Origin of the sequence: Sphingomonas zeae (assembly GCF_014197135.1) — a bacterium.
Classification (GTDB): Bacteria; Pseudomonadota; Alphaproteobacteria; order Sphingomonadales; family Sphingomonadaceae; genus Sphingomonas; species Sphingomonas zeae.
Window position 1 is genome coordinate 13,404 of the sequence record NZ_JACIFA010000008.1, and the last position, 14,344, is coordinate 27,747.

10 protein-coding genes are annotated in these 14,344 nt (G+C 66.1%); 4 read left to right on the top strand and 6 right to left on the bottom strand.

Annotated elements, in window-relative coordinates; translation table 11 throughout:
- The first annotated feature begins 33 nt into the window (after positions 1–33).
- On the top strand, positions 34–780 hold the full coding sequence (locus GGR45_RS12555; RefSeq protein ID WP_246358208.1) for a head GIN domain-containing protein: 747 nt from the start codon (positions 34–36) through the stop codon (positions 778–780).
- Between the two features lie 46 nt (positions 781–826).
- Positions 827–1,504, top strand: coding sequence for a GIN domain-containing protein (locus GGR45_RS12560; protein WP_175311113.1), 678 nt, complete (start codon positions 827–829; stop codon positions 1,502–1,504).
- Here GGR45_RS12560 and GGR45_RS12565 read toward each other — a convergent pair.
- The gene (locus tag GGR45_RS12565; protein WP_175311114.1) at positions 1,467–2,444 is read right to left on the bottom strand and encodes an alpha/beta fold hydrolase; all 978 of its coding nucleotides are present in this window, start codon (positions 2,442–2,444) and stop codon (positions 1,467–1,469) included. The genes GGR45_RS12560 and GGR45_RS12565 overlap by 38 nt on opposite strands.
- A 119-nt stretch (positions 2,445–2,563) precedes the next feature.
- On the opposite strand from GGR45_RS12565, the gene GGR45_RS12570 reads away from it, so the two are divergent.
- Positions 2,564–4,951 (top strand): membrane-bound PQQ-dependent dehydrogenase, glucose/quinate/shikimate family, encoded by a 2,388-nt coding sequence (locus GGR45_RS12570; RefSeq protein WP_175311115.1) that lies wholly within the window; start codon positions 2,564–2,566, stop codon positions 4,949–4,951.
- Between the two features lie 182 nt (positions 4,952–5,133).
- Here the strand turns inward: GGR45_RS12570 and GGR45_RS12575 are convergent, their stop codons facing one another.
- Genes GGR45_RS12575 through GGR45_RS12585 form a run of 3 tightly spaced genes read right to left on the bottom strand, consistent with a single transcriptional unit; the run spans position 5,134 to position 11,311 of the window.
- A complete protein-coding gene (locus GGR45_RS12575; protein WP_175311116.1) occupies positions 5,134–6,498 on the bottom strand; it encodes a family 43 glycosylhydrolase in 1,365 nt (454 codons plus the stop codon).
- The gene (locus GGR45_RS12580; protein ID WP_175311117.1) at positions 6,498–8,060 is read right to left on the bottom strand and encodes an alpha-N-arabinofuranosidase; all 1,563 of its coding nucleotides are present in this window, start codon (positions 8,058–8,060) and stop codon (positions 6,498–6,500) included. Before GGR45_RS12580 ends, GGR45_RS12575 begins: the two co-directional genes overlap by 1 nt.
- A gap of 56 nt (positions 8,061–8,116) precedes the next feature.
- On the bottom strand, positions 8,117–11,311 hold the full coding sequence (locus GGR45_RS12585) for a glycoside hydrolase family 2 TIM barrel-domain containing protein (protein WP_175311118.1): 3,195 nt from the start codon (positions 11,309–11,311) through the stop codon (positions 8,117–8,119).
- Positions 11,312–11,514: 203 nt separating this feature from the next.
- On the opposite strand from GGR45_RS12585, the gene GGR45_RS12590 reads away from it, so the two are divergent.
- Positions 11,515–13,005 carry a glycoside hydrolase gene (locus tag GGR45_RS12590; RefSeq protein ID WP_175311119.1) on the top strand — a complete coding sequence of 497 codons (1,491 nt, stop codon included), beginning with the start codon at positions 11,515–11,517 and terminating at the stop codon, positions 13,003–13,005.
- A gap of 28 nt (positions 13,006–13,033) precedes the next feature.
- On the opposite strand, the gene GGR45_RS12595 is transcribed toward GGR45_RS12590, so the two are convergent.
- Both GGR45_RS12595 and GGR45_RS12600 read right to left on the bottom strand, forming a co-directional pair.
- Positions 13,034–13,522, bottom strand: coding sequence for an MmcB family DNA repair protein (locus tag GGR45_RS12595; protein WP_175311120.1), 489 nt, complete (start codon positions 13,520–13,522; stop codon positions 13,034–13,036).
- 59 nt (positions 13,523–13,581) lie between these two features.
- Positions 13,582–14,199, bottom strand: coding sequence for a cell wall hydrolase (locus tag GGR45_RS12600; RefSeq protein ID WP_246358209.1), 618 nt, complete (start codon positions 14,197–14,199; stop codon positions 13,582–13,584).
- Positions 14,200–14,344 lie beyond the last annotated feature (145 nt).

Genomic DNA, 14,344 nt, shown 5'->3' on the forward strand with positions numbered 1-14,344 from the left:
TGTATTACAACGTCAATACACAGGAGGCCGCTCATGAGGAAATCCCCGCTTCTTCCCACGCTTCTCGGGCTGTTCGTACTCGTCATGCCCACCGCCTGCTCGTTCGAGAGCGATGCCAAGGGACAGGATATCCCTGCGCAAGGTTCGGGCACCACGCGCAGCTATGCCGTGCGCGATTTCACCTCCGTTTCCAGCAACGGCAGCGATCCGATCGACATCCGGGTCGGCGGCGATTTTTCGGTGCGCGCCGAGGGGGCGGCGTCCGACCTCGACCAACTGCGCATCGCCCGGGATGGCGACACGCTGCGGATCGGCTTGAAGAAGGGCGTGCATTGGGGCCATCGCGGCAAGGTCCGCATCCTGGTGACGCTGCCGCGCCTCATCGAAGCAGGTTTGGCCGGTTCGGGGCGGATGCGCATCGACCGGGTGGAGGGCGCGCGCTTCAAGGGCGGGATCGCGGGCTCGGGCGACCTGGTGATCGGCGCGATGCGGGTCAAGCAGGCCCAGCTCGGCGTGGCGGGTTCGGGCTCGGTCAACGCCAGCGGTACGGTCGGCGCGCTGAAGATCGACATCGCCGGGTCGGGTGACGTGCGCGCCAATGGCCTCCATGCCAGACAGGCCGATGTCGGGATCGCCGGATCGGGCCAGGTGGCGGTTCAGGTCGACGGCCCGGCCAAGGTGTCGCTGAGCGGCTCGGGCGATGCCGATCTGGGGCCGAACTCGATTTGCACCGTGCGCAAGGCGGGATCGGGTACGGCACGTTGCGGGCGGACGCAGTAAGGGGGCCTGCTTGCGACACGGCCGGGGCGGTGCAAGGATGAAGGCGATGTCGATCCGTACCGTTTTCGCTGCCCTTGCCCTGGCCTTGTTGGCGGCCGCACCAGCTCAAGCCGCCGAACGGCGGGTCGATCTGAGCAGCTTCGATAAGTTGCGCGTCGAGGGGCCGTTCCACGTCACGCTGACCACCGCGCTTTCGCCGCGCGGCCTGTTGGCCGGCGATGCCAAGGCGCTGCGCCAGGTCGAAGCGCTCGTGATGGGCAGTACGCTGGTCGTCCGGCGCTCGGGCAGCGGCGATGCGCCGGTTACGCTGACCCTCGCCGCGCCACCCCTCTCGGGCGTCACCGTCATCGGCGGCGCGCAGGTGACGGTGCAGGCGCTGAAAGGTGACGCGCTCGTCCTGTCGGTGACGGGCACCGGCGAATTGCGGATCGGCCGCGCCGATGGCGATCAGCTGGCCGCGACGCTGCTCGGCCCCGCCAGATTGTCGATCGATGGCGGGCGGGTGGGCAAGGCACGGTTGTCGGCCATCGGCCCCGCCACGATCGCCGCCGACGCGCTGGAGGCGGGCGACCTGGTCGCCACGCTGGACGGACCGGGCGAGATCGCTGCACGGGCGCGCTATACCGCGGCAGTCGCCAATGGAGGACTGGGCCGCGTCACCGTGGCGGGGACGCCCAAATGCCGGGTCACGGGTGGTGGTCCGGTCCGCTGCGGCGGAAAGTGACGGGCGCGCGCCGATCGAGAAAGTCGGCGATCGCGGCAAAGGCATTGGCGCGGATCGGATCGGCCTCGCGCAGGATTTCATGCGCACAGCCGCGGCCAAAGGCGACCAGCTCGCCATAGGGCAAGCGCTGCGCCATCCGCGCCGCCGCGCGGGCGTCGACCAGCCGATCGGCGAGCGCGACCAGCATCAGCACCGGCGTCTCGATCCGCGACACAGCGGGATCGTCGCGCAAAGCCGCCGTCGCCCGGAACGCCTCGGCCACCCAATGCCAGCTTGGCGATCCGAGGCACAGATCGGGCCGCGCCTGACGAAAGGCCTGCTGATCGGCGAAGCGGGCCAGGTCGTGAGTCAGCCTTTTCTGGCGCGCGGTCGCGGCGGCGGGCGTCTCCAGCCGTCGCCAGGCAGGACGCAGCGGATCGCCCCGTTCGACTTGCCACCGGGCGAACCGCGCGCCCGCCCATTGCCCCACCGGCGAGCGCAGCGCGAGCATCGGCGCGACCAGCACCACCGAATCGGGCGCGATGCTGCCCGATGCCAACGCGGCCAGCGTGACGAACCCGCCCATCGAATGCCCCAGCACGACATGCGGCCCCTCCCCCGGCCGTACCCAATCGGCATAAAAGGCCGCCAGATCCTCAACGAGATTGTCGAGCCGGTCGATATGCCCGGTCCCATCGGTCGTCAGCCGCCCCGACCCGCCCTGCCCGCGCCAGTCGAACGCGGTCACATCCCACCCTTGCGCGCGGAAATGGTCGATCGCCTCGCCATATTTCTCGATCATGTCGGCGCGTCCCGTCTGAAACAGCAACCGTCCCCGCCGCGCCGTTTCCGGCGCACGCGCCCGATCATAGCGGCGATGCACCCAGCCATCGGGCGCGACCCAGCGCGACAAAAAGCGGGCTAGCGCGCCTCCGACCGGGTCCGATGAGGGTGTCGCCATAACCGTCCTTCGCGTCCGTCCACCAATAATAACGTCGATCAACGGGATACGCGAACAAAGCCCCCGTTCATGCGTTCATCGGAGAGCAACCTTTTGTTACAGTCATAAGGGGATCGTCCTTGCTGGGTCGTGCCTTGGCGAAGATATTGGGCTGGGCGCTGGCCCTGCTGGGGGGATTTTTCGCCGTGGCGGGCGGGTATCTCGCGCTGCTGGGCGGGTCGCCTTATTATGTCCTGACCGGGCTGGCGATGATCCTGTCGGGCGCTTTGATCGGACGCGGCGATGAGCGCGGGCGCTGGCTCTATGTCGCCATCTGGGTCGCGACGCTCATCTGGGCGGTGTGGGAAGTCGGGTTCGATCCGCTTCAACTCGTCCCGCGCGTCGTCGCGCCGACCGTGTTGCTGATCCTGGTCGTCCTGCCCTGGATCGGCCGCGCACTGCGATCGTCCAAATCGCGGACGCGCGTGGTACCCGCGGCTTTGGGCATCGCGGCGCTGGTGGTCGCCATGCCGATGCTCCGCACCCGCCCGGCCGAGGCGCAGGATCCCGATACGCTCTCCCGCCAGACGCCCGCGAGCCTGCCGATCGCGGCGCAGGCCCCGGTCGGCGACTGGATCGATTATGGCGGCACGCTATCGGGCCAGCGTTATTCGGCGCTGTCACAGATCACGCCCGCCAATGTCGGCAAGCTGGAACTGGCCTGGACGCAGCGGACCGGCGATCCGCCCGACCGCGCCGAGTCGGTCGAGCACAAGCGCGAATATCATTCCGAAGCGACGCCGATCCAGATCGGCGACACGCTCTATACCTGTACCCCGCACTCGATCGTCCAGGCGATCGACGCGACGACGGGGCGCACCAAATGGAGTTGGAAGGATCAGGTCAGCCGTCAGGGCAACAGCTATCTGGTCTGTCGCGGCGTCGCCTATTACCAAGCGCCGGAGGGCACGCCATGTCCGCGCCGCATCTTCGCACCCACCTTCGACGCGCGGATGATGGCGCTGGACGCCGATACGGGCAAGCCCTGCCCCGGCTTCGGCACCAATGGCGCGATCGACCTTCGGCAGAGCATGGGCGTATCCGGTCCCGCAGACCAGATCAGCACCTCGCCCCCCGTCGTCGCCAACGGCCGGTTGATCGTCGGCGAACGCATCGTCGACAACGTCAACCGCAACATCCCCAGCGGCGTGGTGCGCGCCTATGATCCGGTCACGGGCGCAGGAATCTGGGCATGGGATGTCGGCCGCTCACCCGACGCCATCCCGCCGCTGCCTGCGGGCGAGACCTATACGCGCGGCACGCCCAATGTCTGGGGCGCGATGACCGCCGATCCGGCCAATGGACTGGTCTATCTGGGTACCGGCAATGCCTCGCCCGATTATTGGATAGGCTGGCGGCGGCCGTTCGACGACCGGTTCGGCTCGGCGATCGTCGCGCTGGAGATCGCGACCGGCAAGCTGCGCTGGGTGCGCCAGCTCGTCCACCGTGACATGTGGGACATGGATATCCCGATCGGTCCGTCGCTGTTCGACTATCGCGCGCCGGATGGACGGACGATCCCCGCGTTGATCCAGACGACCAAGATGGGACAGGTCTATTTCCTCAACCGCCTGACGGGAGCGCCGATCACGCCGATCGTCGAGCGACCTGCGCGGCAGGACGGCGCCACGCCGGGGGTGAAGGTCTCGCCGACCCAGCCCTGGTCGGTCGGCCTGCCCTCGTTCACGCCGCCCGCGCCGACCGAAAAGTCGACTTGGGGCGCGACGCCGATCGATCAGCTTTTCTGCCGGATCGACATCCGCCGCGCGCAGGGGACGGGCATCTATCAGCCGACCGGCCTGAAGCCGATCATCGGCCATCCGGCGTTCGACGGCGTCACCGACTGGGGTGGCGCGGCGCTCGATCCGGTGCGGCAGGTGTTCACCGTCAATACGATGGAGATGCCGTTCAAGATCTGGCTGATGCGCCGCGACGACCCCCGCGTGAAAAGCTATATGGAAAAGAAGAAGGGCGGCGAGAATGCGCGCGAGCCCAATCTCCAGACCCAGTATAACACGCCCTATGTCGCGGTCGTCGCGGCGTGGATCGGTGTCTTCGGCGCACCATGCAACGCGCCGCCCTGGGGCCATCTGACCGCCGTCGACCTCAACACCAGGAAGGTGGTGTGGAAGAAGATACTGGGCACCGCGCAGGATACCGGGCTGTTCGGCAGCCATCTGGGCGTGCCGATCAAGACCGGCGTGCCCAATCTGGGTGGTTCGATCATCACCGCCTCGGGACTGGTGTTCATCGGGGCGACCACCGACCAGTATCTGCGCGCCTATGATTTGAAGTCGGGCAAGGTGCTGTGGCGCGCCCGACTGCCCGCGGGGGCGCAGGCGACACCGATGACCTATCGCGGGCGCGACGGGCGGCAATATGTCGTCATCACCGCCGGGGGGCATGGCGCGCTGGGGACGCGGTACGGGGATTACACGATGGCGTTCGCGTTGCCGAAGGGGGTGTGATCCCGTTGACCTTCGACTTCGCTCAGGCTGAACGGCGGTTGAGGACCCGACCTTTCCTCTAGCCGCTCCCCTCCCGTAAACGGGAGGGGATGGGGGAGGGCCGGAGTCTCACCGAGACCATCGCTCATGGCAGGCCCCCTCCCCAAACCCCTCCCCCCTACCGGGAGGAGGGGCTTAAAAAGTCAGAAGATCGACCACTCCAGAATTGCGGGCTCCTTCGCCTGCACCGTCATACGCAGGAACCGCGCCTTGCCCGGATGGCGCAAGATGATCGGCGAACCGCTCACCCCTTTCTCCGCCGCGACCTGGCGCCAGTTCTTGCCGTCCCCCGACGCCTCGATCCGCAAATCCTGCGGCTGGATCACGAACGCCGGGCGAACCTGGCTCTCGCGCACATCGCGCAACCCGCCCAGATCGGCGGTCAATACCGGCGGCTGCCCCGGCTCGGGTCGCCACGCGGTCGCATAATTATCGTCCGCAGCCAGCGATACCGCGCCCTTGCCGGTCCAGCGCAGCCCGCGCGTGCGATGCGCGGCAAAGGCCGGGATCACCGGATCATGGCTGGGCACCACCTTTTCCAGCGTCCCGTCGGGCTTCACGGTCAGCGGATCGATCGACACCTGCCGCAGCACCCGCTCGCTACCCATCACGAAGGGAAGGGCCTGGCGGTGATAGAGGATGTACGACTTCCCCTTGTCGGCGAAGACCGCATGATGACCGGGACTGATGATCTGCCGGGCCGCGTCGGTTTCCAGGACGGGGCTGTTCGCCGCCTCGGTAAACGGCCCCATCGGCGAGGTGCCTACCGCATAGCGGACCTTGTACGTGTCCTTGGTGGTGTTGCCATCGCTGTACATCAGCAGATAGCGCCCCTTTTGCTTCACCATGAAGGGGCCTTCGAAATAATGAGCCGGGGTCACGTCGCGCGGCTCACCATCGAAATGGACCATGTCGGGCTTCAGCTTCACGACGAAGCAATGCCCGTTGACCCAGTTCAGCCCCGATCCCCAATAAAGATAGGCCTGGCCGTCATCATCGACGAACGCCTCGGCGTCGATCATGTGATACTCAGGTGCGAAGTCACGCGCGATCAGCGGCTTGCCGCCATTGGCATCGGCCCACGGTCCCGCCGGCGACGGTGCCGAGCCGACCCACACCTCGCTGCCGACCGAGACATACATATACCAGCGGCCGTTCGGAGCCTTCACCACCGATGGCGCCCAGACCTTGGCATCGCCCGAGGTCGGGCTGGTGGCGGCCTGCTTGGTCGGCCAGTCGGGCTGTGAGAAGCTCCAATCGCGGCCATTGTCCGAGGTCCACAGGCTCAGACGATCATCGCCCCACGGATCGACCGTGGCGAAGATATACCAACGCCCCCCATCGCGAACGATGGAGGGGTCGGCAAAATAGCCGGGGAGGAGTGGATTGCCCGCCCCCGGTGTGTTCCAGGGACCGTCGCGCCGGGGTGCGGCGGACCCCGCTGCCCCCATGACCACCACGGGGGCGAGCAGGACGGCGGCGAGCAGCGCCCCGGCGCGGGCCTTCATCAGCGCAGGTCCAGCATCACGACAGACTTGGCCGGGATCTGCACCGTCAGCGTGCCACCCGACAGCGTCGCGCCGTTGAACGGCTGCGGCGCGACCTGGTTGGGCGCGTCGAAAGTGTTATGCGCGTCCATCGTCGTGCCGGTCAGGATACGACCCGACACCTGGCCCGCCGTCACGCCGTCCAGCTTGACCGAGACGGTCGCGGGCTGGTTGGGATCGACATTGGTCAGGCCGACATGGACGACACCCGCCTTGTCACGCACCGCCGAGGCGCTGACCGCCTTCATGGTCCACTGGTTCTTGTTGTACCAGCGCGACTGGACATCGACCGGCAGGACGGTGGCGTCCTGATAGTCCTTGTACATGTCGAACACCCAATAGGTCGGCGTCTTCACCATGCGCGCGCCATCGGTCAGCAGCATCGCCTGCAGCACATTGACCATCTGCGCGATGTTCGCACCGCGCACGCGATCGGCATGACGGGCGAAGATGTCGAGGTTCAGGCTGGCGACCATCGCGTCGCGAAGCGAGTTCTGCTGGAACAGGAAGCCCGGATTGGTGCCGGGTTCGACATCATACCAGGTGCCCCATTCGTCGACCAGCAGCGCGACGCGCTTGCGGGGGTCGTACTTGTCCATGATCGCGGCGTGACGGGTGATGAGTTCATCCATCTTCAGCGTCTTGGACAGGGTGCGTGCCCAGGCTTCCTCGTCGAAGCCGGTCGCCGCGCCCTTGTGCGACCAGTCGCCGGGGATGGTGTAATAATGGACGCCGATGCCGTCGAAGTGGTTGCCCGCATCGCGCATCATCACTTCGGTCCAGTTATAGTCGTCGCTGTTCGCGCCGCTGGCGATCTTCATCAGCGTTTGGCCGGCGGGGACCTTCAGGAAGGTCGAATAGCGGCGGGTGATGTCGGCCGCATATTCGGGGCGCATATTGCCGCCGCAACCCCACAGCTCGTTGCCGATGCCGAACATCGCCAGCTTCCATGGGCGGTCGCGGCCGTTCTTGCGACGCTCCTCGGCATAGGTCGATTTGGACGGGAAGGTCATATACTCGACCCACTCGGCCATTTCGGACGGCGCGGCCGAGCCGACATTGCCCGAGACATAGGCCTCGGCGCCGACCATCTCGGAATAGTTCATGAATTCGTTGGTGCCGAAGCTGTTGTCCTCGGTCACGCCACCCCAGTTGGTGTTGACCTTGGTCAGGCGCTTGGCCTGCGGACCGACGCCCTCGCGCCAGTGATATTCATCGGCATAGCAGCCGCCCGGCCAGCGGATCACCGGCACCCGGATCGCCTTCAGCGCGTCGATGACGTCGCGGCGATAGCCGTTGATGTTGGGGATCTTGCTGCCCTTGCCCACCCAGATGCCCGGATAGATACCCGTACCCAGATGCTCGGCGAACTGGCCGAAGATGCGCTTGTCATAGACCGCGCCGGGGCGATCGCCATGTACCGCGACCATATCCCCCGTGGTCGCCGGCGCCGTCTGTGCGGATACCGTCCCGGCGATCAGCGTCGCTGCCGCCGCGATCAGAAACTTCGTTGCCCTTTTCATGGTTTCTCCTCTGCCTGATGCGGCATGATGGCTTATTGTCCGAGTAAAGAATAGCCCTATTGCGGTTCCGTCGCGCGCGCGGGCCTGGCTTTTTCGGGATTCGTGCCCTCGCCGGTGAAGGGCTCCAGCCGGAATGCGACGGTGGTCGGCTTCAGCGTGGTGCGATATTTCATATGCGGCTGGCCGACATGGCTCCAGGTCGTGTCGCCGCCGACACCCCACTGAGCGGCATCGACGATCAGCGTCGTCTCGCCATGGGCCACGATGTCGGTGGACTTCCACGTCCCCGGCGCCCGGCGGTAGAGATCGGTATAGGGGAAAGCGAGCGCCTGCATCATCAGCGGCTTGGGCGCGCGGACGCGCAAGCCGGCCCCCTCGCCCGACAGCTCCATCCAGCGGACATCGGTCTTGTTGCCGGTATCCTGCGGCCGCATGTAATCGTGATTCTGCTCGGCGATCGCCCCGCGCCATAGTCCGATCGCGGCCGAGCTCTGACGGTCGACATAGCTTTCATGCGGGCCGCGACCATACCACTCCACCGTCTTGATCGCGGTCGGCATGGTGTACCACAGGCCGATGCGAACCGGCGGCGGCAGATCGGCTTTCAGCGGCACGAACTGTCCGTCGACATCGACCGCGCCGCTGCCCACCATTTTGTAGCGGGTGACAAAGCGGGCCGCGCCCGCGCCCATCTCATGGTCGACCGTGACGCTCTGGTCCCGCCCGACCGTGACCTTGCGCACCTGATAGCGGCCGTTCATCGCCAGCCACGGCCCCTGCTCGGCGACGGTCCCGTTGGCGGTGTCGTTGTCGGTTTCGGCGCGGACGAAATTGGGCTGCCCGCCCTTCGCCAGCAGCGTGCCGCCCATTGTGTAGCGGGCAATAAGCCCGGTCTTGCGGTCGATGACGAGTTGCGCGCCGTTCGCCGACAGGGTGACGCTGTCGGTACTGTCCGCCACCGTGACGCTGCCCGTCATCAGTTCAGGCTCTTCCAATCTGCCACCGAGCGGAAACTGCTCCCACCCGACGACATAATTGGCCGGGACCGCGCGGATCGTGCCGTCCTTGGCATGGGCGCGGACGGTCAGGAAATATTCCGCCCCCGGCTCACGGGCGAATTTGGGAGCGAGCGCGACCGTCTGCACCTGCCCGGCCGCCATCGTCAGCGCCGGGAGCTGCCCGGTCGCCACCGCAACGCCGTTCTTCTCGACCACCCAGTCGAAGGTGAAGCCAGACAGATCGATAAAGTCATGACGGTTGTGTACAATCAGCCTACCCGTCTTGGCATCATAGCCATCGAAGCGGATCGGCGACTGGACCTTCTGCACCTCGTACAGTTGCGGGTTCGGGGTCCGATCGGGCTGGTTCAGCCCGTCGCCAAACTCGATATCGCCCCCCGGATTGGGGCCATATTCGCCGCCGTCACCCCAATAGCGCCGCCCGTCCTTGGTATAGCGGTACATGGACTGGTCGACCCAGTCCCAGATGAAGCCGCCCTGCAGCTTGCGGTGGGCGTAGATCGTGTCCCAATAATCCTTGAAATTGCCGCCCGAATTGCCCTGCATATGGGCATATTCGCACTGGATCATCGGCTGGGTCCGGGTCGGGTCCTCGGCCCAGTCGACCATCTTTTCGATATCGTCATACATGGGCGCATAGATATCGACGAAGCTGTTGGGCTGGTGGCTCCAGTCGAGCGTCCCCCAGCCGAGATAGGAGATCAGCCGCGAGCGGTCGCGCTGCCGGATCGCGGCGGCGGCCTTCTCGAAATTCGGGCCGATCCCAGCCTCGTTGCCCAGCGACCAGAAGATGATCGAAGGGTGGTTCTTGTCCCGCTCGACCATGTTCATCACGCGGCTGACATGCGCACTTTCCCAGGCGGGATCGAAGCCGATCTGGTATTTGGCGCGCTCGTCGCCGTGGCGGTTGCCCTGCTCCATATAGGCGTGGCTCTCGATATTGGCCTCGTCCATCAGGTAGAAGCCGTACTCGTCCGCCAGCGCCAGGAAGCGCGGGTCGTTGGGATAGTGCGAGGTGCGGATCGCGTTGAAGTTGTTGCGCTTCATCAGCTCCAGATCGCGGCGCATGGACGCTTCGGAGATGACGTGGAAGGTCTCCGGGTCATGCTCGTGCCGGTTGACGCCGCGGATCATGATGCGGCGGCCATTGACCATGACCTGGCCGTCCTTGATCTCGACGGTGCGGAAGCCGATCCGCTGCGGGGTGGCCTGTACCACCTGTCCGTTCGCATCGATCAGTTCGACCAGCAGCGTGTAGAGATGGGGCGTCTCCGCCGACCAGGCGCGCACGCCCGGCACCGCCGTGTCGAGCTTGGCCGAGGTCGCGCCCTTCGCCAGCGCCATCTGCTGCGTCACCACCGAGCGCTCCTCATCGAGCAGCGTCATCCGCGCGGTCATCGCCTGCGGAAGCGCGGGCAGCGTCAGCTCGGTCGACAGCGTGCCGTCGCGATAGCTTTTGTCGAGCTCGGCATGGACGAACAGATCGTCGATCCGGGTCTTGGGCACCGCTCGCAGGAAGACCGAACGCTCGATGCCCGAGACGCGCCAGAAATCCTGATCCTCCAGATAGCTGCCGTCCGACCAGCGATGGACGCGGATCGCCACGACATTGCGGCCGGGCTTGACGAAGCGGGTGACGTCGAATTCCGACGGCAGCTTGGAGTCCTCGGAATAACCGACCTCCTGGCCGTTGATCCACACGCGATAGGCCGATCCCGCCGCACCGATCTGAAGAATCACATCCTGCCCGCGCCACTCGTCAGGCAGGGTGAAGTCGCGGCGATAGGAGCCGGTCTCGTTATCATCATGCGGCACCAGCGGCCGGTTCGCCGGGAAGGGATAGGTGATGTTGTTGTATTTGGGCTGGCCATAGCCCTCGGCCTGCCACATCGCGGGGACCTTTATCGTCTTCCACTTCGACACGTCGTAATCGGGACGCTCGAAACCCTTGGGGGCACCGTCGACCGAGGGGGAAAAGGCGAAGGACCAGGCACCGTCGAGGCTGAGGAAACGGCTCGACCGGGCGCGGTCGCTCGCCAGCGCCAGCGCGCGGCTTTCATAGGGGAAGGCGGTGGCGCTGGCGGGGCGGGTGCCGCGCGCATTGACGGCGGGGTTCTCCCAGTCGGGGCGATCGGGATCGACCTGGACAGCTGCGACCTGCGGGCCGTTCTGCGCCAAAGCCGGGCTCGTCAGAGCCGCCATGGCCGCACCGGTCGCCAAACGCCAATTCATCGCACTCCCCTTTGCTTATATGCGATTCCCTGACCGGGTCGCCTTTATATTTGTCTGATTTTTATGGCGAGTTGCGCAGCACGACAAGGGGAAAGGAAGAAGCGGCGCTCGATTTATGACAATAGCATCATGGATTGACGGACCTGTTAGCCGTGCGACTATAGTCTGACGTTTGATAGCGTCCGCGCAGGGGAGAAGCCGGGATGAAGAACGGAACGATCCGTCGCAAGGGCCGTCTGGCGGCCGCTGCGCTGGCGCTGATCCTGGGATCCGGCACAGCCGAAGCGCAGGTCGCCACGCCAGCCACCGATCGCCCGGTCCCTATGACGTTACGCCCCGCGATCGACCGGCCCGCCACGGTGTTCGAGGGCTGGGGCACCGCGCTCGCCTGGTTCGCGCATGTCACCGGCGGTTGGCCCGAGGCGGAGCGGACGCGGTTGGCCGATCTGTTCTATGGGCCGCAAGGGCTGGGCTGGACGATCGCGCGCTACAATATCGGCGGCGGCAATGCGGCCGACACGCCCCCCTATATGAAGGTAGGACGCGCGGTGCCGGGCTTCTGGCGGCAACCGGCGGGCGTGACCGGCAAGGACTGGTGGCGCGCCGATGATCCGAGCATGTGGGACTGGGGACAGGATGCCAACCAACGCTGGTGGCTGGACGCGATCACCGCCCGGGTGAAGCAGCCGATCTTCGAGGCCTTCTCCAATTCGCCGCCCTGGTTCATGACGGTCAGCGGCCGGGTGTCGGGCGCCGAGAAGGGCAGTGACGACAATCTGCGCCCCGGCCAGGAAGCCGCCTTCGCCACCTATCTGGTACGCGTCACCCAGGAATTGCAGCGGCGACATCACCTGACTTTCCGTACCCTGTCGCCGGTCAACGAGCCCAACACCAGCTATTGGTTCGCCGCCAACACCCAGGAGGGCGCGCACTGGAGCCCCGCCCGCCAGGCGCAGATGATCGATGCGACCGCCGCCGCGCTGAAGGCGAAGGGACTGGCTGCTGTCGTCGCCGCGCCCGATGAAACCGCCTCCAACCTGTTCGTCCAGGATTGGGCCGCCTATCCGCCCGCCACCCGCGCGGCGATCGGGCAGCTGAACGTCCACAGCTATGGCACGGTCCATCAGACCGCCGTGCGCGACATCGCCCGTTCCTCCGGCATCAAATTGTGGATGAGCGAGAACGACACGCCGCTGTCGGGCGATCCCGAAGACCTGACCGGCATGGCGACGCCTTTGGCCTTTGCCGAGCATGTCGTCGGCGATCTGAAGCGGCTGGAGCCCGCCGCCTGGGTGTTCTGGCAGGCGGTCGAGGATCTCAGCACCCGCAAGGGCGAGAAGGGATCGAACTGGGGCATCGTAAAGGCCGATCTGATGGGTTCGGCCGACCAGCCTCATGCGATCCATGTGACGGGTAAATATTGGGCGATGGCGCAGTTCAGCCGTTACATCCGGCCCGGCGACCGGCTGGTGCCGGTGGACGATATGGATACGGTCGGCGCATTGTCGGCGGATGGACGGCGGCTGGTGCTGGTCCATGTCAATCCGGGCCTGTCCCCTCGCCCGCTGACGGTGGCGGTGCCGGGGCGGTGGCAGCGGCGGATGATCGTCACCGATGCGGGGCACAAGGCCGCGGAGGTGGCGGGGGACGTCGCGCCGCCGCAGTCGATCGTGACGCTGGTTTTGACGCGGTGAGGGTTGGGCAATTTCGGGGCGTGGGGAATCACATCCCCGCATCAGGATCGGTCAACCCGATCATCCGCCGCCCAGCCCTTCGCGCGAAATTCAGCGTCGCCTTCTTCCGCACATGCGCAGGCAGCGGCACGCTATGCGCCTCACGCACGATCGCGGCGTCGTAGCGGTCGGCGACGATGATCCCGGTCCGCTCGGGCAGAAACGCGGCATTCTCCAGCGGCGACCAGTCGAACCCCGCCGGGACCGCCCAGTAGAAACGGTCGCAATGCGCCAGATAATCGGGCCATTTGCCATCGCCCAGCAAATCGGCGCGCGACACCTTGATCTCGACCACCACGACTTGTCCCCGCGCGTCGAGCGCCATCAGATCGGCACGGCGGCCGCCCTCCAGCGGGACTTCGGCTATGGCGATAAGGTCGTGGCGGAGCAGCATCCGGGTGACGCCGCGCGCGACATCGGCGGCGCAGAGCGGCGATAGCGGATCGTCGACGCACGAAGCGGGCGGCATGTCCAACATGCCACCCGCTTAGAACATTTGACGAACAAAGCAAAGCCCCGGTACCGGGGCCGCAAAGGTCAACGATAGAAGATGTGGTTGCCGATTGCCGCGACCTTCTGGACGCGGGCGCCGGGACGGTTGCCCGGGGTGTTGAAGTACAGCGCCTTGCCTGCGGTGCTGTCCCAGGCCTGGGCCAGCGCGACCTTGGCGACCGCGACGGCAGTGCGATAGGCGCTGCGCGACGGGCTGACCGCCGGGATTTCACCGCGACGCACGAAGCTGAACTGCCCGCGCTGCTTGATGACGTCGCATACGCCGGTGGGGAAGCGGCCCGACTTGGTACGGTTCAGGATGACCTGCGCCACGGCGAGCTGGCCCGCCAGCGGTTCGCCGCGACCCTCGAAATAGATGGCGCCAGCCAGACAGCGGAGCTCTTCGCTCGACGCGATCTCGTCCTGATCGGCCACGGCGTCGGCCAGCGAATCATAGTCGCCGTCCTCATCGCCTTCAGAAACCTGGGAAAAATCGGGGAGCGCCGACATGGTGGCCCGGGCGCTCTGGGGAACCATCGCCAGATCGGCGGCGTTGATCCCGGAAACAGTCATCGCACTGACTGGAGTGGCAGCAACACCAGCGACATTGGTCGCGAGGCTGGGGGTGCTGGTGGCGAGAAGGCCCGCCAGAGATAGAGCCATGGCAGCGGACGCCGCGACTCGCTTGAAAACGGTCATTCATTCAAACAGACATGCGGTTGGATCACGGACCCGAGCATTGCCCAAAGGCGCTCGTCCGGGCTTCCCCCCGACTGCGTAACCCACCGGATCGCACCCGATAAGCACA

Coding starts and splice junctions, on each gene's coding strand:
- GGR45_RS12585 (WP_175311118.1), bottom strand. CDS start 11,311: ATGAATTGGCGTTTGGCGACCGGTGCGGCCATGGCGGCTCTGACGAGC.
- GGR45_RS12575 (WP_175311116.1), bottom strand. CDS start 6,498: ATGAAGGCCCGCGCCGGGGCGCTGCTCGCCGCCGTCCTGCTCGCCCCC.
- GGR45_RS12595 (WP_175311120.1), bottom strand. CDS start 13,522: ATGTTGGACATGCCGCCCGCTTCGTGCGTCGACGATCCGCTATCGCCG.
- GGR45_RS12565 (WP_175311114.1), bottom strand. CDS start 2,444: ATGGCGACACCCTCATCGGACCCGGTCGGAGGCGCGCTAGCCCGCTTT.
- GGR45_RS12555 (WP_246358208.1), top strand. CDS start 34: ATGAGGAAATCCCCGCTTCTTCCCACGCTTCTCGGGCTGTTCGTACTC.
- GGR45_RS12600 (WP_246358209.1), bottom strand. CDS start 14,199: ATGGCTCTATCTCTGGCGGGCCTTCTCGCCACCAGCACCCCCAGCCTC.
- GGR45_RS12580 (WP_175311117.1), bottom strand. CDS start 8,060: ATGAAAAGGGCAACGAAGTTTCTGATCGCGGCGGCAGCGACGCTGATC.
- GGR45_RS12590 (WP_175311119.1), top strand. CDS start 11,515: ATGAAGAACGGAACGATCCGTCGCAAGGGCCGTCTGGCGGCCGCTGCG.
- GGR45_RS12560 (WP_175311113.1), top strand. CDS start 827: ATGTCGATCCGTACCGTTTTCGCTGCCCTTGCCCTGGCCTTGTTGGCG.